Annotated in this window: 14 protein-coding genes; 6 read left to right on the top strand and 8 right to left on the bottom strand. The window is 72.7% G+C overall.

The window, feature by feature from the left end; all coding sequences use genetic code 11:
• Positions 1 to 110: 110 nt before the first annotated feature.
• The gene (locus ACFY0D_RS14120) at positions 111 to 3,482 is read right to left on the bottom strand and encodes a BTAD domain-containing putative transcriptional regulator (RefSeq protein ID WP_390798595.1); all 3,372 of its coding nucleotides are present in this window, start codon (positions 3,480 to 3,482) and stop codon (positions 111 to 113) included.
• A gap of 118 nt (positions 3,483 to 3,600) precedes the next feature.
• On the opposite strand from ACFY0D_RS14120, the gene ACFY0D_RS14115 reads away from it, so the two are divergent.
• The 5 genes from ACFY0D_RS14115 to ACFY0D_RS14095 all read left to right on the top strand — a co-directional run bounded on the left by ACFY0D_RS14115 (position 3,601) and on the right by ACFY0D_RS14095 (position 7,804).
• Positions 3,601 to 4,308 carry a hemerythrin domain-containing protein gene (locus ACFY0D_RS14115; RefSeq protein ID WP_390798594.1) on the top strand — a complete coding sequence of 236 codons (708 nt, stop codon included), beginning with the start codon at positions 3,601 to 3,603 and terminating at the stop codon, positions 4,306 to 4,308.
• Positions 4,309 to 4,356: 48 nt separating this feature from the next.
• Entirely contained in the window at positions 4,357 to 4,779 is a 423-nt protein-coding gene (locus ACFY0D_RS14110; protein ID WP_390798593.1) for a DUF4267 domain-containing protein, read from the top strand.
• Positions 4,780 to 4,922: 143 nt separating this feature from the next.
• Positions 4,923 to 5,417 carry a cupin domain-containing protein gene (locus tag ACFY0D_RS14105; RefSeq protein ID WP_390798592.1) on the top strand — a complete coding sequence of 165 codons (495 nt, stop codon included), beginning with the start codon at positions 4,923 to 4,925 and terminating at the stop codon, positions 5,415 to 5,417.
• An 87-nt stretch (positions 5,418 to 5,504) separates the two neighbouring features.
• Positions 5,505 to 7,106 (top strand): ATP-binding protein, encoded by a 1,602-nt coding sequence (locus ACFY0D_RS14100; protein WP_390798591.1) that lies wholly within the window; start codon positions 5,505 to 5,507, stop codon positions 7,104 to 7,106.
• Positions 7,107 to 7,144: 38 nt separating this feature from the next.
• On the top strand, positions 7,145 to 7,804 hold the full coding sequence (locus tag ACFY0D_RS14095; protein ID WP_390798810.1) for a response regulator: 660 nt from the start codon (positions 7,145 to 7,147) through the stop codon (positions 7,802 to 7,804).
• A gap of 64 nt (positions 7,805 to 7,868) precedes the next feature.
• On the opposite strand, the gene ACFY0D_RS14090 is transcribed toward ACFY0D_RS14095, so the two are convergent.
• From ACFY0D_RS14090 to ACFY0D_RS14080, 3 genes are all read right to left on the bottom strand, one after another.
• Positions 7,869 to 9,461, bottom strand: coding sequence for a cation acetate symporter (locus ACFY0D_RS14090; RefSeq protein ID WP_390798590.1), 1,593 nt, complete (start codon positions 9,459 to 9,461; stop codon positions 7,869 to 7,871).
• Positions 9,458 to 9,946 carry a DUF485 domain-containing protein gene (locus ACFY0D_RS14085; RefSeq protein WP_390798589.1) on the bottom strand — a complete coding sequence of 163 codons (489 nt, stop codon included), beginning with the start codon at positions 9,944 to 9,946 and terminating at the stop codon, positions 9,458 to 9,460. Before ACFY0D_RS14085 ends, ACFY0D_RS14090 begins: the two co-directional genes overlap by 4 nt.
• Before the next feature lie 175 nt (positions 9,947 to 10,121).
• Entirely contained in the window at positions 10,122 to 12,242 is a 2,121-nt protein-coding gene (locus ACFY0D_RS14080) for a type IIA DNA topoisomerase subunit B (protein ID WP_390798588.1), read from the bottom strand.
• A 448-nt stretch (positions 12,243 to 12,690) separates the two neighbouring features.
• Between ACFY0D_RS14080 and ACFY0D_RS14075 the strand changes: the two genes are divergently transcribed.
• Positions 12,691 to 12,924: a hypothetical protein gene (locus tag ACFY0D_RS14075; RefSeq protein WP_030016583.1), complete on the top strand. Its 234-nt coding sequence runs from the start codon at positions 12,691 to 12,693 to the stop codon at positions 12,922 to 12,924.
• Between the two features lie 125 nt (positions 12,925 to 13,049).
• Here ACFY0D_RS14075 and ACFY0D_RS14070 read toward each other — a convergent pair whose 3' ends face one another.
• The 4 genes from ACFY0D_RS14070 to ACFY0D_RS14055 form a co-directional block, all read right to left on the bottom strand.
• Positions 13,050 to 13,976 (bottom strand): serine protease, encoded by a 927-nt coding sequence (locus ACFY0D_RS14070; protein ID WP_390798587.1) that lies wholly within the window; start codon positions 13,974 to 13,976, stop codon positions 13,050 to 13,052.
• 137 nt (positions 13,977 to 14,113) lie between these two features.
• Entirely contained in the window at positions 14,114 to 15,682 is a 1,569-nt protein-coding gene (locus ACFY0D_RS14065) for an RNA polymerase sigma factor (protein ID WP_390798586.1), read from the bottom strand.
• 365 nt (positions 15,683 to 16,047) lie between these two features.
• The gene (locus ACFY0D_RS14060; RefSeq protein WP_314248682.1) at positions 16,048 to 16,935 is read right to left on the bottom strand and encodes a FadR/GntR family transcriptional regulator; all 888 of its coding nucleotides are present in this window, start codon (positions 16,933 to 16,935) and stop codon (positions 16,048 to 16,050) included.
• A gap of 191 nt (positions 16,936 to 17,126) precedes the next feature.
• Positions 17,127 to 18,944 carry an ATP-binding cassette domain-containing protein gene (locus ACFY0D_RS14055; protein WP_390798585.1) on the bottom strand — a complete coding sequence of 606 codons (1,818 nt, stop codon included), beginning with the start codon at positions 18,942 to 18,944 and terminating at the stop codon, positions 17,127 to 17,129.
• Between the last annotated feature and the right edge of the window lie 51 nt (positions 18,945 to 18,995).

Here is an 18,995-nt window from a genome sequence, read left to right as displayed (position 1 = left end):
TCGGATCGGGCCGGGTCGGATCGGGTCGGGTCGGGTCGGATCGGGTCGGATCGGGTCGGGTCTGGTCGGATCGGATCGGGTCGGGCTCGCCCGGGCTCCGGCCCCGGACCTCAGGCGGCCCCCCACGGGCTGTGCCACCGCTCGGCGATGGCCGTCGCGCGCGCGAAGTGGCCGACGGCCTCGTCCTCGCGGCCCAGCAGCACGGCCAGTTCGCCCAGGGTCCGGGCGACCGGGCGCACCGCCACGGTGAACCCGGAGGAGGGCGGCGGGGCGTCGCGGTACGGCAGCAGGGCCGCGTACAGCTCCTCGGCGCCCGTCCGCTCCCCCAGCATGACCAGGGTCATCGCCCGGAAGGTCGCGAAGATCTTGAAGAAGTAGTCCGTCCGCAGCGGCCCCGCCCGGTCGAGGACCTCGCGGGCCTCCCGCTCCTCGCCCGCGGCGGCCAGCGCTACCGCGAGCAGGTCCCCGGCCGGCGGGCCGAAGGCCGCGTACACCTGCCGCAGCCGCGGCAGCGACTCCGCGAGCCGCCCCTGGCTCACCCGCAGCGTCGCGATCGCGACCGCCAGGATCCCCTCCGCGTGCGGGGATCCCTGCCGGGCCATCCGCGCGGCCGCCAGCCGGTAAAGGTGTTCCGCCTCCTCGAACCGCCCCTCGACGTGGGCCCAGGTCGCCTCGACTGTCTCGCCGACGGCGACCGGCCCGGACATCCGGTAGGTCCGCGCGAACCGTGTCCACCGTTCCACGAGCCCACGGGCACCGGCCACATCGCCCTCGGCGGCCAGCGCCGTGGAGCGGATGAACATCCCGTACCACTGGTGGCCCGGCAGCTCGTGCGCGGCGCCGATCCGTTCGAGTTCCCCGCCCAGTGCGGCGCGTTCGGGCCACTCCAGGTCGGCGTCGAGTTCCTTGACCAGCGCCGCGAGCGCCCCCGCCCGCAGCACGGGGTCCCCGGTGCCCTCCGCGAGGGCGAGCGCCTCACGCGCCGCCGCCCGTACGCCCGCCACCTTGGCGTCGGACAGCTCGGCCGCGTACGCGCCCAGCAGCCCGCACCGTACGGCGGGTTCGTGACCGGGCCACGCCAGCAGGCGCTCCAGCAGCTCCACCACCGGCCCGTCGACCACGCCGTAGGGCCGCGTCTGCCAGGGGGTCGGCTCGGTCCATGCGGTGAACGCCGCGATCAGCAGGTCGTCCCGGCCGGCGCCGACCGCGCGGTCGATCGCGGTACGCCGGGTCGTGCGGGCCGCCATGACCGCCCCCGCCCGCACCTGGGCCCGTACCAGCCGGCCCAGCAGCTCGGCGCGCTCGGCGTCCCGGTCGCCGCCGGACGCGGCGGGAATCCGCTCGAAGCACTCCACCGCCTCGGCGAGCAGCGCGGCGGCCACGTCATGGGCGAAACGGCTCTCGGCGAGCCCGGCGGCCCGCAGGCAGTACCCGACCGCCTTCGCCGCCGTCGCCGAGGAGGCCGCGCGTACGTGGTGGTGGGCCAGCGCGGAGACATCGTCCGGGGCGAGTCGCTCCAGGCAGGCCGCGATCCGGCCGTGCATCCGCGAGGAGCGCAGCCGGCTGAGGTCCGCCAGCAGGGTGTCGCGTACCAGCGCGTGGGCGAACCGGACCCGCCCGGGCTCGGGTTCGACCAGCAGCCCGGCGAGCAGACCGGCCTCCAGCGCGCCCAGTACGCCGTCCTCGCCGGTGTCCGCCGCCCCGGCCAGGACCTCGACGCCGGACTCCCTTCCCGCCACCGCGGCCAGGCGCAGTACGGCCACCACCGCCTCGGGGAGGCGTCCGAGCCGTCGGCGCAGCACGTCCCGTACGCCCTCGGGCACCTCAGACAGCGCCACGAGCGAGCCCTCGCTGCCCAGCAGCCTGGCGCTCTCCCGGACGTAGAAGGGGTTCCCTCCCGTACGTTCGGCCAGCGCGGTCATGACCTCCGCGTCGACCTGCGGGCCGCCCACGGCACGGACCACCTCGGCCACGGCTTCCTCGGTGAGGCCGCGCAGCGCGATCCGGGCCGGTGAACGCCGTGCCAGTCCGGCCAGGGTGTCGCCGAGCCGGCCCTCCGTGTCCTCCGGCCGGTACGCGCCCACGACGAGGAGCGCGGTGCCCGCGGGGAGTTCTGCCGCGCCCGACAGCAGGGCCAGCGTCTCGGCGTCGGCCCAGTGCAGGTCGTCCAGGACCACGGCGACGGGCCGCCCGCGCGCGGCCTCCGCCAGCCACCGGCCGACGGCGCGGTGCAGCCTGAACCGCCCGGCCGCGACATCCTCGCCGCCGGCCGAACGGCCGGTGGCGGGAGCGCCCTCGGCCAGGAGGGGCGCGAGCGCGGCGACCACCGCGGGCCCGGGCGGGGCGGCCACCGCGACGGCGCGCAGTGCTTCGACCCAGGCCCAGGCGGGGGGCGCGCCCTCGGCGTCGGTGGTGCGCCCGAAGGCGACGAGCCAGCCCTCGGCACGGAGCCGGTCGCCGAGGGCGTGCAGCAGCGCCGTCTTGCCCAGCCCGGCCTCGCCGGTGACCAGCGCGACGCCGGGGCCGGCCGCGCGGGCCCGGTGCGCCGCCGCTGTCAGCCGCTCCACTTCCTCCTCGCGCCCGACGAACAGCTCGGCCCCGGTGGCGGCCGGCGCCGCGGGCTGCACCGGCCGTGCCGCTGGGCCCGGCGCCACGGACGGCTCGGGCGATGCGGGCACCACGGTCACCACGGGCTCCGGTGACCGCGTGGCCTCGCGCAGCACCCGGTCGTCCTGGGCCAGGACCGCCTTCTCCAGCTCGACCAGGGCTGCACCCGGATCCAGTCCCACCTCGTCGGCGAGTACCGTCCTGGCCCGGCGCAGCGCCGAGAGCGCGTCGGCCTGCCGCCCCGCCGCCCACAGCGCGAGGGCGTGCAGCCGCCAGGCCTCCTCCCGCAGCGGCTCGTCCCGGGTCAGCGACGCGGCCTCGGCGACCGCCCCGGCGATGTCGGCGCCGCCCCGCAGCCCGGCGGCGATGCCGAGTTCGCGGGCGGCCAGCCGCAGCTCGCCGAGCCGCATGATCTCGGCGTGGGTCCACGGCTCGTCGGCAGTCTCGGCGTACGCCGGCCCCTGCCACAGCGCCAGCGCCTCGCGGAGCAGGGCTCCGGCGGTGTCCGGCTCGGCGGGCAGGGCCGTGCGGGCCCGGCCGAGCAGCCGCTCGAAGCGCCAGGCGTCGACGGCGTCCTCGGGAAGCCGCAGTGCGTACCCGGGCGGCGCGCTCACCAGCAGCCGCGCGGGGGTGCGCGGCGCCCGGCCCGGTTCGAGGAGGCGGCGCAGGTTGGAGACGTAGGCCTGGAGCGAGGCGACGGCCCGGGCGGGGGGCGCCCCCTGCCAGAGCTCCTCGATCATCCGGTCGACGGACACGACCCGGCCGCGCGCCGATACGAGGAGGGCCAGTACGGAGCGCTGGCGGTGGCCGCCGAGCGGGATCGCCTCGCCGTCCCGCTCGGCCGCGAAGGAGCCGAGTACGCGTATGTGGACCATGACGCCACCAACGTACGCCGAATCGGTCAACTCCGTTCCGCACAAGGCCGAATGGCGTCATGGAACCTTCCAAGTACCTTCCAAGAACCCTCCATGTACCGACGTCGAGTCTCCTTCCATGAAGACGACGCAGCCACAGACGGCACGAGCTCCGCGATCGGACCGGAGCGCGGCACGGCCGAACACCCACGAGATGGTGGTCATCCACCGCGGCCTGCGCCGCGAGGCACGCCTGCTGGTCGAGCTGATCGCCGCGGTGGCCCCCGGCGACACGGCGCGGGCACGGGTCCTCGGGGACCACTTCCGCGACTACCGGCTCGGCCTGACGGGCCACCACCACGGCGAGGACGCGTACCTGTGGCCGCCGCTGATGGCCCGGGTCGACCTCGAAGCGGATCTCGTCCTGCGCATGGAGGCCCAGCACGAGCGGGTGGCTGCGTCTCTCGCGGCCGCCGGGGAGGCCCTGCCCGCCTGGGAGAACCGGGCCGGGGAGGCGGAACGCGACACGCTCGTGTCGGTCCTCGCCGAGCACCGGACCGTACTGCTGGAACACCTGGACGACGAGGAGGAATCGCTCCTGCCGCTCGCCGCCCGCCACCTGTCCGCGCACGAGTGGGACCGGCTGGGCGAGCACTTCCTGGCCTCCACGCCCAAGCCCAAGCTGCTGTTCTTCCTCGGGATGGTCCTGGAGGACGCGGACCGGGCCGAGCGCGCGGCGATGCTCGCCGCGCTGCCCCTCGCCGGGCGCCTGCTGTGGCACACCGTCGGGCGTCCCGCCTACGTCCGCCGGATGCGCACCGTCCGCCGCGCCGCCGCTTCGCGCTGATCCCCCTGCCCTCCGCCGACCCTCTCACCCACCTTCAGGAGAACTCCCATGTCCCTCAAGCACCTCACCACCGCCCTGGCCGCCATCGGCGGCGCGTTCATCCTGTACGTCGGACTCAGCTATCTGTTCGCGCCGCAGGCCACCGCCGCCGGCTTCGGGCTGCCGACCTGGCCGCAGCACGACGGCGCCGCCTTCCTCGCCGTCAAGGGCGTACGTGATGTCGCGACCGGTCTGGTCGTCCTCGCGCTCCTGCTCACGGGGCAGCGCCGGGCGCTCGGCTGGGTGCTGGCGGCGATCACCTTCGTCCCCGCCGGCGACATGGTGATCGTCCTCGCCAACGACGGATCCGCGGGTCATGCCTACGGGGTCCACGGGGCCACGGCCCTCGCCGTCGCCCTGACCGCGGGCCTCCTGCTGCGCGAGCGTCCGGCCCCTGCCGTCCGCGCCGCAACCGAGCCGGCCCGGGCCTGACCACCCGCCCGCCCTCGCCGGCTCCGATCCACATCCCCCATCCGCCATCCCTCATCCCTCATCCCCCATCCCCCATCCCCCATCCCCCATCCCCCATCCCCCATCCCCCATCCCCCATCCCCCATCCCCCAGGAGAAGACGACATGTCCCTGATCGTGCCTTCCTTCGACGAATCGGTGATCGTGCGCTCGGCCGAGGCCGAGACGATCGGCGGCGCCCCGACCACCATCCGGCTCCTCGCCGACAGCGGTTCCACCGGCGGCGCCCTGTCGACACAGCGGGTGAGCCTGCTGGACGGCGCCGACGGGGCCGCGCCCCACCACCACTCCCGGTCCGCCGAGCTCTTCTACCTGCTCGACGGCACCGCGCAGCTCCTGTCGGGCGACCAGGTCGTGACCGCGGAACGCGGCGACCTCGTCATCGTGCCGCCCGGCCTCGACCACGCGTTCGCCGCGGCGCCCGGTGAGAACGCCGACATCCTCATCGTCATCACGCCGGGCATCGAACGGTTCGAGTACTTCCGCCACCTGGAACGGATCGCCTACGGGAAAGTGCCGCCGGAGTCCCTCCTGGACGTCCAGGAGCTCTACGACACCTACTTCACCCGCAGTGAGGTGTGGAACACGGTCCGGACATGACGGGAGTGGGGTACCCGACAAGTCGGGCGTAAGCGTTCCGCTTGTGCCGGTGCCGACCTACCGTTGCTGCCCATGCGGTTCCCCCTCATGAGCGCTCGGCGCCTCGGGCTGCCCAGACGGGCCGTCTCCCAGATCCTGCTGACCCAGCTGGCCATCGCCGCCGGGGTCGCCGTACTGGCGACCGGACTGTTCCTGGCGCCGCTGAGCGCCCAGCTCGACGACCAGGCCATGCGGCGCGCCCTGGCCATCGCGCAGAGCGCCGCGGCCGATCCCGCGCTGGCCGCCGGGGTCCTGGACTCCGGGGCCTCGGCCGACAGCCCCGTGCAGTCCTCGGCCGAGCGGATCCGCCGGGCCACCGGAGCCGAGTACGTGGTCGTGCTCGACCTGGACGGCATCCGCCGCTCGCACCCGAGCGCGGACCGGATCGGGCTGCCCGTCTCCACCGACCCGAGCGATGCCCTGGCAGGGCGCGAGGTCATGGAGATCGACGAGGGCACCCTGGGCCGCTCCGCCCGCGGCAAGGTCCCACTCCTCGCGGCCGACGGCGAGATCGTCGGCGCCGTCTCGGTCGGCATCGCCTACGACAGCGTCCGGGACCGCCTGCTCGGCGCGATCCCCGGTCTGCTCGCCTACGCGGGCGGCGCCTTGGCGGCGGGCGCCCTCGCCGCCTACCTGCTCTCCCGCAGGATCCAGCGGCAGACCCGCGATCTGGCCTTCTCCGACATCGCCGGCCTGCTCGCCGAGCGCGAGGCCATGCTGCACTCCATCCGCGAGGGCGTGATCGCCCTGGCCCCCGACGGCAGGGTCCGGCTGGTCAACGACGAGGCCGCCCGCCTGCTGGGCCTCGCCCCGGACGCCGCCGACGGCTGCGCGGGGCGCCCGCTGGAGGACGTACTGGGTGCGGGCCGCACCGCGGACGTCCTGTCGGGCCGTGTCACCGGCCGGGACCTGCTCACCGTGCAGGGCCCCCGGGTGCTGGTGGCCAACCGCATGCCCACCGAGGACGGCGGCGCCGTCGCCACCCTGCGCGACCGCACCGAGCTGGAGCACCTGGGCCGCGAGCTCGACTCCACCCGGGGCCTGATCGATGCCCTGCGCGCTCAGGACCACGAGCACGCCAACCGCCTCCACACCCTCCTCGGCCTGCTGGAGCTGGGCCTGCACGAGGAGGCGGTGGAGTTCGTGACCGAGGTCGCCGGCGTGCACCGCACCACGGCCGAACAGGTCACCGAGAAGGTCCACGACCCTCTTCTGGCCGCCCTGCTGGTGGGCAAGGCGACCGTCGCCGCCGAGCGCGGTGTCCCCCTGCGGCTGGCCGGCTCCACCCTCCTCCCCGACCGCCTGGTGGACCCGGGCGGCCTGGTCACGATCCTCGGCAACCTCGTGGACAACGCCCTGGACGCCGCCGCGGGTTCAGCGGCGCCCCTGGTCGAGGTGGAGCTGCGCGCGGAGGGCCGTACCGCCGTGCTGCGGGTACGCGACAGCGGCCCCGGGGTGCCCGCCGCGCGCCGTGAGGAGATCTTCACGGAGGGCTGGTCGACCAAGCAGCCCAAGGCCCACCGCGAGCGCGGTCTGGGCCTCGCCCTCGTACGCCGCCTCGCGGAGCGGCAGGGCGGCAGCGCCCGGGCCGGTGAAGCAGCGGACGGAGGGGCGGAATTCTCCGTCGTACTCCCGGAGGCCCTGCGGTGAACGAGACCCCGATCCACGTATTGGTCGTCGACGACGACATGCGTGTTGCCCGGATCAACGCGGCGTACGTGGCGAAAGTTCCCGGGTTCCTGGTGACGGCGCAGGCCCATTCGGCCGCCGAGGCCCTGGAGTTCCTCACCTCACATCCGGTGGACCTCGTCCTCCTGGACCACTACCTGCCCGACGAGAACGGCCTGGACCTCGTCCGGCGCCTGCGCCAGCTCGGCCACCGCACCGATGTGATCATGGTCACCGCCGCCCGCGACCTCGCCACCGTGCAGGCCGCCATGCGCCTCGGCGCCCTGCAGTACCTGGTCAAACCCTTCACCTTCGGCGGACTGCGCAGCCGGCTGGAGGCGTACGGGGCCCTGCGCCGCACCCTGGACACGGGCGGTGAGGCCGAACAGGCCGAGGTGGACCGGATCTTCGGCGTCCTCGCCGCCGCAGGATCCCCGAACGAGCTCCCCAAGGGCCACTCCGCCAGTACCGCGGAGCTCGTCCGCCAGGTGCTGCGGTCCGCCGAAGGTCCCTTGTCCACCCAGCAGATCGCCGACCGCGCGGGCATCAGCCGGCAGACCGCCCAGCGCTACGTGAAGCTCCTCGAACGCACCGCCCGGGTCAGCCTCGCCCTGCGCTACGGCGAGACCGGCCGTCCGGAGCACCGCTACACCTGGCTCCCGTCGGAGGGGCCGTCCTGACGCCGGGCGGCCGGCCGACCGGCAGCCCCGGGCCGACCGGCCGCCGCACCACCGCTCAGAGGACTCAGACCGCTCCGGCCCCGGTCAGGGAACGGACCTCCGTCTCCGCGTGCTTCGCCTCGTCCGCCTCCTCGCCCGAGGTGACCGTGCCCAGCCAACCCGCCAGGAAGCCGAGCGGGATCGAGACGATCCCCGGGTTCTGGAGCGGGAAGTACTGGAAGTCCACTCCGGGGAAGAGCGATTCGGCGCTGCCCGACACCACCGGCGAGACCAGCACCAGCAGCACCGCCGGAATCAGGCCGCCGTACACCGACCAGACGGCTCCGCGCGTGGTGAAGCCGCGCCAGAAGAGCGAGTACAGCAGCACCGGCAGATTGGCCGAAGCCGCCACCGCGAAGGCCAGTCCCACCAGGAACGCCACGTTGAGGTCCTGGGCGAGCAGTCCGAGGGCGATCGCGATCGCCCCGATGCCGACGGCCGCGACCCGGGCCACCGCGACCTCGCTGCGCTGCCGGGCGTGCCGGCGCTTGAGGGAGGCGTACAGGTCGTGTGCCACGGAGGCCGAGGAGGCCAGGGTGATGCCGGCGACCACGGCCAGGATGGTGGCGAAGGCGATGGCGGCGACGAAGGCGAACAGGACGGCACCCCCGGTGGTTTCCGCGCCCCCGCCGAGGAAGGCGGCCAGCAGCGGAACTGCCGTGTTCCCGGAGGCGTTGGAGGCTCGTACGTCGTCCGGTCCCACCAGCGCGGCCGCCCCGAAGCCGAGCACGATGGTCATCAGGTAGAACCCGCCGATCAGCGCGATCGCCCACACCACCGACCGGCGGGCCGACCGCGCGGTGGGCACGGTGTAGAACCGCGACAGGATGTGCGGCAGCCCGGCGGTCCCGAGGACCAGCGCCAGACCGAGGCTCATGAAGTCGACGCGGGCGGTCCAGTCCCCGCCGTACTTGAGGCCGGGGCTCAGGAACGCCCTGCCGTGCCCGCTGCGGTCGGCGGCGCTGGTGAGCAGCTGGTCGAAGTTCCCGTGGAAGCGCAGCAGCACGAGCACGGTCAGGGTGATCGCGCCGCCCATCAGCAGCACGGCCTTCACGATCTGGATCCAGGTGGTGGCCCGCATCCCGCCGAAGGAGACGTAGACCACCATCAGTGCGCCGACCCCCACCACGGCGAGTGTCCGGGCGGCGGGGCCCGAACTGCCGAGCAGCAGGCCGACGAGACTGCCCGCGCCGACCATCTGCGCGATGAGGTAGAGCACGGAGACGACGACCGAGGAGGTGCCGGCCGCGATCCGCACCGGACGTTCGCTCATCCGGGCGGCAACCACGTCGGCGAGGGTGAAGCGCCCGCAGTTGCGGACCAGTTCGGCGACGAGGAACAGCACCACGAGCCAGGCCACGAGGAAGCCCACCGAGTACAGCAGCCCGTCGTAGCCGAAGAGGGCGATCAGGCCGGAGATGCCGAGGAACGAGGCCGCGGACATGTAGTCGCCCGCGATGGCGAAACCGTTCTCCATCGGGGAGAACAATCGCCCGCCCGCGTAGAACTCCTCGGCCGACCCGTGCCGGTTCCGGCTGACCCAGGTGGTGATGCCGAGGGTCACCGCGATGAAGACGCTGAACAGGATCAGCGCGAGGGTCTGGTGCTCGGTGGTCACCGGCCGGCCCTCCTCGCCCGGGTCCGCTCCTGGCCGCGTTCCTGCTCGAAGACGGTCCAGCGCAGATCGAGCGCGGCCCGGTCCCGGCGCAGCCGCGCGTGCCGGGCGTACGCCCAGGTCAGCAGGAAGGTGCTGAGGAACTGGCCGAGCCCCGCCAGCATGGCCACGTTGACCGCGCCCACCACGGGCCGGGCCATCAGGCCGGGCGCGGCGGTGGCGGCGACCACGTAGGCGACGTACCAGAGGAAGAACCCGACGGTGGCGGGGACGACGAACCTGCGGTAGCGGGTGCGAACCTCCTGGAAGGCGGCGCTGCGCTGCACTTCGAGGTAGATGTCGGATGCGCCGGGCGCGGGGCGCCCGCCACCGGGGGCCGGGACCGGCTGGGACGTTTCCTCACCCTCGCCCCACCCGACGGCCAGCGCGTCGTACCAGGGGTCGTCGAGCCGGATCGTTCCGGTATCACGACCTTCGTGCTTGTCCACCGAACTCTCCTTGTCCGCTGCCGCATTGGCCGCGTGCCCACAAGGATGTGCGGAATGGGCGCTTTCCGGACTGGTGTACCGGTGCTCTTCACTCCAACAGGTGATGGAGCGAAGAGCACCGGTATGCCGTGGCGCCTTCGGTGTTCGGTGCCGCCGGGCTCCGGCGGCACCCGGATCAGGCGTCGATGCGCGAGCGGTCCAGGGTCGCCGCGGAGCTCGTGATGAACTCCTTGCGTGGGGCCACCTCATTGCCCATGAGCAGGTCGAAGACCTGCTCGGCCGAGTCCAGGTCGCCGATGTTGATCCGGCGCAGGGTGCGGAAGCGGGGATCCATGGTGGTCTCCGCCAGCTGGTCCGCGTCCATCTCGCCGAGGCCCTTGTAGCGCTGGATCGAGTCCTTGTACCGGATGTTCTTGCGCTGGTACTCCAGCAGGGTCTGGCGCAGCTCGCTGTCCGAGTACGTGTAGACGTACTTGTCCTGGCCCTTCTTCGGCTGGACCAGCTCGATCCGGTGCAGCGGCGGCACGGCCGCGAAGACCCGGCCGGCCTCGACCATCGGCCGCATGTACCGCTGGAAGAGCGTGAGCAGCAGGCAGCGGATGTGCGCGCCGTCGACGTCGGCGTCCACGAGCAGCACGATCTTGCCGTACCGGGCGGCGTCGATGTCGAAGGTCCGGCCCGAGCCGGCTCCTATGACCTGGATGATCGCCCCGCACTCGGCGTTCTTCAGCATGTCCGAGATCGAGGACTTCTGGACATTGAGGATCTTGCCGCGGATGGGCAGGAGCGCCTGGAACTCGGAGTTCCGGGCGAGCTTCGCGGTGCCGAGGGCGGAGTCGCCCTCGACGATGAAGAGCTCGCTGCGGTCCACGTCGTCGCTGCGGCAGTCGGCCAGCTTGGCGGGGAGCGAGGAGGTCTCCAGCGCGGTCTTGCGACGCTGCGCCTCCTTGTGCTGACGGGCCGCGATCCTGGTCCGGGCCGCCGCGACGATCTTCTCCATCACGGCGCGGGCCTGCTGCTTGTCGTCGCGCTTGGTGGAGGTCAGGAAGGCCTTGAGCTCCTTGGCGACCACGGCGGCGACGATCCGGGTGGCCGCGGAGGTGCCGAGCACCTCCTTGGTCTGGCCCTCGAACTGCGGCTCGGCGAGCCGGACGGTGACGACGGCCGTCATGCCCTCCATCGCGTCGTCCTTGACCACGTCGTCCTCGGCGACGCGCAGCAGCTTGGCCGAGCGCAGCACCTCGTTCACGGTCTTGGCGACCGAGCGCTCGAAGCCGGAGACGTGGGTGCCGCCCTTGGGGGTGGCGATGATGTTCACGAAGGACTTGGCGTTGGTCTCGTACCCCGTGCCCCAGCGCAGGGCGATGTCCACGCCGAGCTCGCGGGTGACCTCGGTGGGGGTCATGTGGCCGCGGTCGTCGAGGACCGGGACGGTCTCCTTGAAGGTGCCCGTGCCGGTCAGGCGCAGGACGTCGCAGACGGCCTTGTCCTGGGCGAGGTACTCGCAGAATTCGCTGATGCCGCCGTCGAAGCGGAAGGTCTCCTCGGTCTTGCCGGCCCCGTCGATGCCGCGCTCGTCGCGGACGACCAGGGTCAGGCCGGGGACGAGGAAGGCGGTCTGGCGGGCGCGCTGGTAGAGCGTCTCCAGGTTGAGCCGGGCGTCCTTGAGGAAGATCTGGCGGTCGGCCCAGTAGCGGACCCGGGTGCCGGTCCGGCCCTTGGCGACCCGCTTGACCTTGCGGAGGCCGTTGGCGGGGTCGAAGGGGCTCTCGGGGCCCTGCTCGGTGAACATTCCCGGGACGCCGCGCCGGAAGCTGATCGCGTGGGTCGCGCTGTTGCGGTCGACCTCGACGTCGAGGCGTGCGGAGAGGGCGTTGACCACGGAGGCACCGACGCCGTGCAGGCCGCCGGAGGCCGCGTACGAGCCACCGCCGAACTTGCCGCCGGCGTGCAGCTTGGTCATGACGACCTCGATGCCGGACAGGCCGGTCTTGGGCTCGACGTCCACGGGGATGCCGCGGCCGTTGTCCCGGACCTCGACGGAGGCGTCCTCGTGGAGGATCACCTCGATGTGGTCGCAGTAGCCGCCCAGGGCCTCGTCGACGGAATTGTCGATGATCTCCCACAGGCAGTGCATGAGGCCCCGGCTGTCGGTGGAGCCGATATACATGCCGGGGCGCTTGCGGACGGCCTCCAGCCCTTCGAGGACGAGCAGGTGCCGCGCGGTGTAGTTGGAACCGTCCCGGTCTGCTCCGGACAGCAGCGCGCTGGAAGGCACGGACGTGTCGGCGGTCACGCAGTTCGCTCCTCGCTGAATTTCTTTTCTGGCCCGGTCGGGCGCAGGGGTGGCTCGGGTGCCGCTCGAAGGGTACCGAGGCCAGGTAGAGCCGATGCAACGCCACCCTCGCGCATTCCTCAGCCTAGTCCAGATCCGTACGGATGTTCGATCCCCCGCGCGGGTGAAGGAAACATCACGTTCCCTTCCGCGCATGAACCATTTAGGGTTCGGGCACGTCCTCATGAACAACCTGGCACTCACGCCGGGGGAGGATGGAACTGCAACAAGCGCACGACTGACAACGCGAAACCGTAAAGCAACGCAATACGGCTCCTTCGCCGCCAACCGGCAACAGCCGGCCAGCTTCGGAAGGAAGTTTCGAGGAAAAGCCGCGAGCGGGAACGTTTTCGGCCTGGTTGGATGTTGACCCTGGTACGACAGCTCGTCGAGCTAGAGAAGAGGCGACGTGACTACTGTTCTGACACCCGCGACCCCGCTGACGGCCGCTGACCGATGCGACCGTTGCGGCGCCCAGGCATATCTGCGCGTCGTCCTGCTGAGCGGCGGTGAACTGCTCTTCTGCGCCCACCACGGGCGCAAGTTCGAGCCGGAACTCAAGAAGATCGCCGCGGAAATACAGGATGAGACCGAGCGGCTCACGTCCGCTCCGGCTGCCAATGCCGAACCCGAGGACCGCTGACACAGGCCTGCACCTCGCATCCGACGAGCCAGGACCGGCCAGGCCGGTCGACGGGCGGCACTCCTGAGACCCAGGGGTGCCGCCCGTCCTCACATCCGCACATCCACACATCCGCGACCCTGCCGCTAGGGCGTGCGATGCCCCTGCGCGGGCCCTGTCTGCGGCCCAGAGGCCCCGTGGGCGTCCCACCCGATGCCCTGGACCTCCCCGGGCTGCGCGCCCGTCTCCGGGGCCAGCACGAAGTCGACCAACGGGGCGATGCGCGTGTAGACCCCGGGGCTGTCGGCGCGCCCACAGCCCCGGCCCCACGAGACCAGCCCGATGAGCCGCCCCTGGGCCACCAGCGGCCCGCCGCTGTCGCCCTGGCAGGCGTCCTTGCCGCCGCCGCTGTCACCCGCGCACACCATGGACTCCGCGCGGTACTGCCCGTCCGCGTCCCCGGGGTACGCGCGCCCGCAGACCTCGTCCGCCAGCACCGTCACCCCAGCGGCGCGCAGCCCGTACGCGTAGTCACCAAAGCCGCTCGTGTCGCCCCATCCGTACACCGCCGCCTCGGTCCCCGCGGCGTAGGCTGAATGTCCCGCCCCCGCCATCGGCAGCACGTAGTGGGCCGGTACCGACTCGGCCAGCTCCAGAACGGCGAGGTCCCCGGCATTGCTCGCCGGGTCGTAGGCGGGGTTCACCCTCGCCCCGCGCACCGCGATCTCCCGGCCCTCGGCCGCCCGGAGCTCCGTACGCCCGGCGATCACCCGGAAGTCGGCCACGGATTCGACCGGGCCGCCCAGCACCTGGCTTCCCAGGCAGTGCGCCGCCGTCAGCACCCTGGTCGGGGACACGACCACGCCTCCGCAGAACTGGCCGCCCCGCGTACCCCCGAACCGGTCACGGCTGGCGAGGGCGACGACCCAGGGGCTGTCGGCCACCTTCACCGGCTTCCCGCCGATCACCACGCTGTCCGCGGCCGCCTGCGGCACCTGGGCGAACGGCGCCGCGGCCGCTCCCGCCGCCAGGGTCAGCGCTCCCGCCAGAGCACGGGCAAAGGGACGACGCATGAGGCCTCCTGACTCCGAGTGTGCATGACTCCACCCAGAGTGGGTCGCCCGGTGGCCGAGCGCACCCGCGCGGTCACCGTCGCCCTGCCGTCCCCATCGGCTTCCGGCGGCGGCCGGCGCCGCCGGAAGCCGCCCGGTCAGTCCAGGTAGTCGCGCAGCACCTGGGAGCGCGACGGGTGCCGGAGCTTCGACATCGTCTTCGACTCGATCTGGCGGATCCGCTCACGCGTGACCCCGTAGACCTTGCCGATCTCGTCGAGCGTCTTGGGCTGGCCGTCCGTGAGGCCGAAGCGCATCGAGACCACGCCGGCCTCGCGCTCGCTCAGGGTGTCGAGCACCGAGTGCAGCTGCTCCTGCAGCAGCGTGAAGCTCACGGCATCGGCCGGAACGACCGCCTCGGAGTCCTCGATGAGGTCGCCGAACTCGCTGTCGCCGTCCTCGCCGAGCGGCGTGTGCAGGGAGATCGGCTCACGGCCGTACTTCTGGACCTCGATGACCTTCTCGGGGGTCATGTCGAGTTCCTTGGCCAGCTCCTCCGGGGTGGGCTCGCGGCCCAGGTCCTGGAGCATCTGGCGCTGGACGCGGGCGAGCTTGTTGATGACCTCGACCATGTGCACCGGGATACGGATGGTGCGCGCCTGGTCGGCCATGGCGCGCGTGATCGCCTGCCGGATCCACCACGTGGCATAGGTCGAGAACTTGTAGCCCTTGGTGTAGTCGAACTTCTCGACCGCGCGGATCAGACCCAGGTTGCCCTCCTGGATCAGGTCCAGGAAGAGCATGCCGCGGCCCGTGTAGCGCTTGGCGAGGGAGACCACGAGGCGGAGGTTGGCCTCCAGCAGGTGGTTCTTCGCGCGGCGGCCGTCCTCGGCGATGATCTCCAGCTCACGCTTCAGCTTGGGCGCCAGCTTGTCGGAGTTCGCCAGCTTGTCCTCGGCGAACAGACCCGCCTCGATGCGCTTGGCGAGCTCCACCTCCTGCTCGGCGTTGAGGAGGGGGACCTTGCCGATCTGCTTGAGGTAGTCCTTGACCGGGTCGGCGGTGGCGCCGGCGACCACGACCTGCTGGGCGGGGGCGTCGTCCTCGTCGTCGGAGATGACGAAGCCCTTGTTCTCCCCGCCCTCCTCCTCTTCCTCGGCCTCGGCCTTGGCGGCGTCCGGACCCTCCTCCGCGGTCTCGTCCTCGCCCTCGTCCGCGTCCTTCTTGGAGGCGGTCTTCTTCGCCGCCGTCTTCTTGGCCGCGGTCTTCTTGGCGGGCGCCGCCTTCTTGGCCGCCGTCTTCTTCGCCGCCGCCTTCTTGGCGGCGGGCTCCATTCCGGGCTCTTCCGCGAGGGCTTCCGCGATGTCCGCGTCCGCCGGGACCGCGGTGGCCGCGGGCTGCGCTGCCGTCGTCCGGGCCGCCGTCTTCTTGACGGTCTCGGTGGCCGTCCGCTTGGCCGGGCTCTTGGCTGCGACGCTCTTGCGGGTGGTGCGCTTGGGCGACTCCGCGGCACTGACCATCAGCGTCACACCCTCTTCCTCGAGGATCTGGTTGAGGCTGCGCAGAACATTCTTCCACTGGGTCGCAGGAATCTGGTCAGCCTCGAAGGCCCGACGCACGTCATCGCCGGCGATCTGCCCCTCGGCCTTGCCCCGCTCGATGAGCGCCATCACAGACTCGGAATCGGCGATCTCCGGCGGGAGCGTACGGGATGTGCTGGCCGACACGAACAACCTCTCGGAACGATGGGAACGGCTTCCGACCCCGGGCCTGGTGGTGCTGGACCGGAGCCGACGACCACCGACCGGGGATGGGCCGGCGGCGCGGGCAGGGGCCGGGGAGCTGCACAGCACCCCCAAGGGCTGCTGTCTTCCCTCCGTCGGCCATCACCTCTTACGTCATCGCGTGACCTCGCAGAGCGTTACGCCCAATCTTCGTGGCCCGAGTCACACCCCGTACGCACGAGTGCCGCTCCTGTGGTCGAACCCGGTGTTCCAGGCATGCCGAACCGCCACGAAAGGGGGCCTCACGCCGGTGTCGCCGGACCCGACCGGGCCCGGCGACATGTTCTGCACCCCCGCGCGTCCGCCCGTCAGTGCTCGCGCGGGGCGGGGACCACGCGCTCGACCTCCGGATGAACCGTCAGGAGCTGGCGCATGGCGTTCTCCGCGCCCGTGGCGTCACCCGCGGCGAGGGCCTCGACCATCCGCGCGTGGTGCGCGACGCAGGTCTCGCTCGGGCGGTCGCAGGCGGTGATCGGGCTGCCGGAGACCTGGAGGGCGGCGGAGACGATGCCGGAAAGGTGCTCCAGCATGCGGTTTCCGGCGACCTGGATGAGGAGCGCGTGGAATTCGTTGTCGGCGCGCGCGAAGGTGATCGCGTCGCCCTGGCCGAGGGCGTGGCCCATGATCTCGACCATGTCCGCGAGGCGCTGCTGGATGTCCGGCCGGCCATGGCCGGCGGCGAGGCGGGCGGCGAGCGGCTCGATGGTCCAGCGGAGCTCACCGAGCTCGCGGCGCTGGTCGTCGCGCTGCGGACCGAAGGCGCGCCATTCGATGATGTCGGGGTCGAGCAGGTTCCAGTCGGCGACGGGACGGACCCGGGTGCCGACGTTGGGGCGGGCGCTGACGAGGCCCTTGGCCTCCAGGACCCGCAGCGATTCGCGGACGACCGTGCGGGAGACCTCGAAACGCTGGCCGATCTCCTCGGGGACCAGCGGGCGGTCCGCACCGAGGTCACCGGAAACGATCATCTGGCCGAGCTGCTGGACGAGTTGGCCGTGCAGTCCGCGTCCGCGGCTGCCTGCCGCTCGGCGGCCCACGCGGCTCAACTCGACGTCGGCACCGTCCCAGTGGGGTGCTCCGACGCGGTCGGACCCGGGGGTCTCCGCGTAGGGGTAGCGGTCGAGTTCGCCCGGGCCGGCGAGGCCGGAGTCGGCGTGGCGGGCGGCGGTCATCATGGTGTGCGCAAGGGTACTCACGAATCCTTTGTCGGCCGTGCCTCCATGACCCTTGAGGTCTTTGGTGAAAAGCACACGAAAGGGTGATCGGTGCCACCTACGCAATTGACGACTTATCGTAAAGAACCAGACCTTTTGCGGGGAGTTGCGGTCCGCTTGACGTGACACGGACCGCAACGGTCCCGTCCGCGACTTCTCCCGAACCGGAACGATCACCAACGGACCCGGCTGCGCAGTCCGGTGAACCCATAGGCGCACAACAGGACCATCAGCGACAACACCAGCGCGGTCCCGACGGGTTGGGCCATCACCCGGAGGGCCCCCGCCAGCAGGCGGTCGACCTCCGGCGGCCACTGCCCCCAGGTCAGGCCGCGCAGGCGGGACCCGAGCCCGGTCGACGGGTACGCGGAAGAGCCCTCCAGCGCCTTGCGCACCAGCGGAACCACCATCACCGGTACGGCGAGCACCGCGGCCAGTCCCGCGGTGGCGGACCGGAAGACACCGGAGGCCAGTACGCCGGCCCAGGCGCAGCCGATGAGCAGCCCGGCCCAACTCACGGCCGGGGAGAGCCACTCCACCGGGGTGCGCAGCGGGCCGCTGTCGAAGACCAGCGCGAGGGCGGCGGCGTCGGCGGCCACCGTGAGGGCGCCCAGCAGCAGTGCGAGCGCGGCGCAGATGCCCAGCTTGGCGGTGAGCAGGCCCATCCGGCGGGGCACGGTGCCCCGGTCGGCGGCGAGTGCGGGGTAGCGGTACTCCTCGCCGAAGGCCAGCGCGCCGAGCAGGCCCGCGCCCAGGGCGGCGGGCGGCAGCGGCAGCAGTTCGGGCCAGGCGGCGAGCAGCCGGTTCTGCGGGGTCTGCCCGGTCCGGGCCAGTACCAGGGCGGTGAGGACGGAGACGGCGACGACGAGGGAGGCGGTGAGGACGGGGGTGGCCGTCCCGAAGACCCGGAGCAACTCGTAGCGCAGGGGACGCAGCGGGCCGCCCACGCGGCGCACGGCCGAGGCCGGGCGCCCGGAGCGGATCCGCCGGGGGTGGTCGCCGCAGGCCTCGGCGGCAGACTCGGCGCCAGACTCGGCAGCGGCTTCCCTGCGGGCCGCGCCGGGCTCCGGTGGCGTCCCGGCCGCGGTACGAGCGGCCGGGACGGGCGCCGTCGGCGCCCCGGCGTCGCCCGTCTCGTCGGCGAGCTGGTGGACCAGCACGCCGTGCCGGAACGCCGCCTCGCCGACCTCGGCGCAGTTGCTGCCGTACACCGACAGGCGGCTGCCGCTCTCGGCGACGATCTCCACCGCGCGCCGGGCGGCCCGGGCCTCGCGGCCCAGTACGTCGGCCAGCCGGGCCGCGTGCGGGGTGCGCACGGCGACCCGTGGCCGCAGCCTCGTCCGGGCGAACTCGGCCGCGTCCTGGTCGGCGACGAGGCGGCCCGCCTCGATGCTGACGACACGGTCGGCGCTGCGGGCGGCCTCCTTGGCGTCGTCGGTGGTGAAGAGGACCGCGCCGCCGAGGGAGGCGTGGCCGCGCAGCAGCCCGTGCAGCCAGCCGCGTTCGCGGGGGGAGAGTCCGGCGCCGGGCTCGTCGAGCAGCAGGGTGCACGGATCGGCGAGCAGTGCCGAGGCCAGGGCGACCCGGCGTTCCATGCCGAGCGACAGCGAGCCGAGGCGTTGGTCCCGCAGTCCCGCGATGCCGACGACTTCCAGCATGGTGTCGGCCCGGGAGGCCGGCACCCCGGCTGCGGCGCAGAGCATCCGCAGCTGGTTGCGGACGGTCCGCGCGGGGTTGCCGGGAACGTCGCCGAGGAGCACTCCGACCTCACGGCCGGGGTGCGGGATCCGGTGCAGCGCGCGGCCGCGGAAGTAGGTGACGCCGCGGCCGGGTTCGAGTTCGAGCATGAGCCGCAGTGCGGTGGTCTTGCCCGATCCCGGCTCGCCGAGCAGGGCGGTCACGTGCCCCGGGCGGGCCTCGAAGGTGAGGTCGTCCACGAGGGGCGGGGCGTCGGGGCGGGGCTTGCTGGTGAGTCCGATGGCCTGGAGCATCGCTTCTCTCGCGGGGGGTGAGACCGCTCAGCGGCAGGGTGGGTACCGCAA

It is taken from the genome of Streptomyces sp. NPDC001502 (assembly GCF_042894785.1).
GTDB classification, from domain to species: domain Bacteria; phylum Actinomycetota; class Actinomycetes; order Streptomycetales; family Streptomycetaceae; genus Streptomyces; species Streptomyces kutzneri.
The sequence above is the reverse complement of the archived record's forward strand: the minus strand, read 5'-3'. Positions and strand labels throughout refer to the sequence as shown.

Bases quoted from the DNA above. Each gene is read 5' to 3' on its own strand.
- ACFY0D_RS14120 (WP_390798595.1), bottom strand. From the start codon at position 3,482: ATGGTCCACATACGCGTACTCGGCTCCTTCGCGGCCGAGCGGGACGGC.
- ACFY0D_RS14115 (WP_390798594.1), top strand. From the start codon at position 3,601: ATGAAGACGACGCAGCCACAGACGGCACGAGCTCCGCGATCGGACCGG.
- ACFY0D_RS14110 (WP_390798593.1), top strand. From the start codon at position 4,357: ATGTCCCTCAAGCACCTCACCACCGCCCTGGCCGCCATCGGCGGCGCG.
- ACFY0D_RS14105 (WP_390798592.1), top strand. From the start codon at position 4,923: ATGTCCCTGATCGTGCCTTCCTTCGACGAATCGGTGATCGTGCGCTCG.
- ACFY0D_RS14100 (WP_390798591.1), top strand. From the start codon at position 5,505: ATGAGCGCTCGGCGCCTCGGGCTGCCCAGACGGGCCGTCTCCCAGATC.
- ACFY0D_RS14095 (WP_390798810.1), top strand. From the start codon at position 7,145: ATGCGTGTTGCCCGGATCAACGCGGCGTACGTGGCGAAAGTTCCCGGG.
- ACFY0D_RS14070 (WP_390798587.1), bottom strand. From the start codon at position 13,976: ATGCGTCGTCCCTTTGCCCGTGCTCTGGCGGGAGCGCTGACCCTGGCG.
- ACFY0D_RS14055 (WP_390798585.1), bottom strand. From the start codon at position 18,944: ATGCTCCAGGCCATCGGACTCACCAGCAAGCCCCGCCCCGACGCCCCG.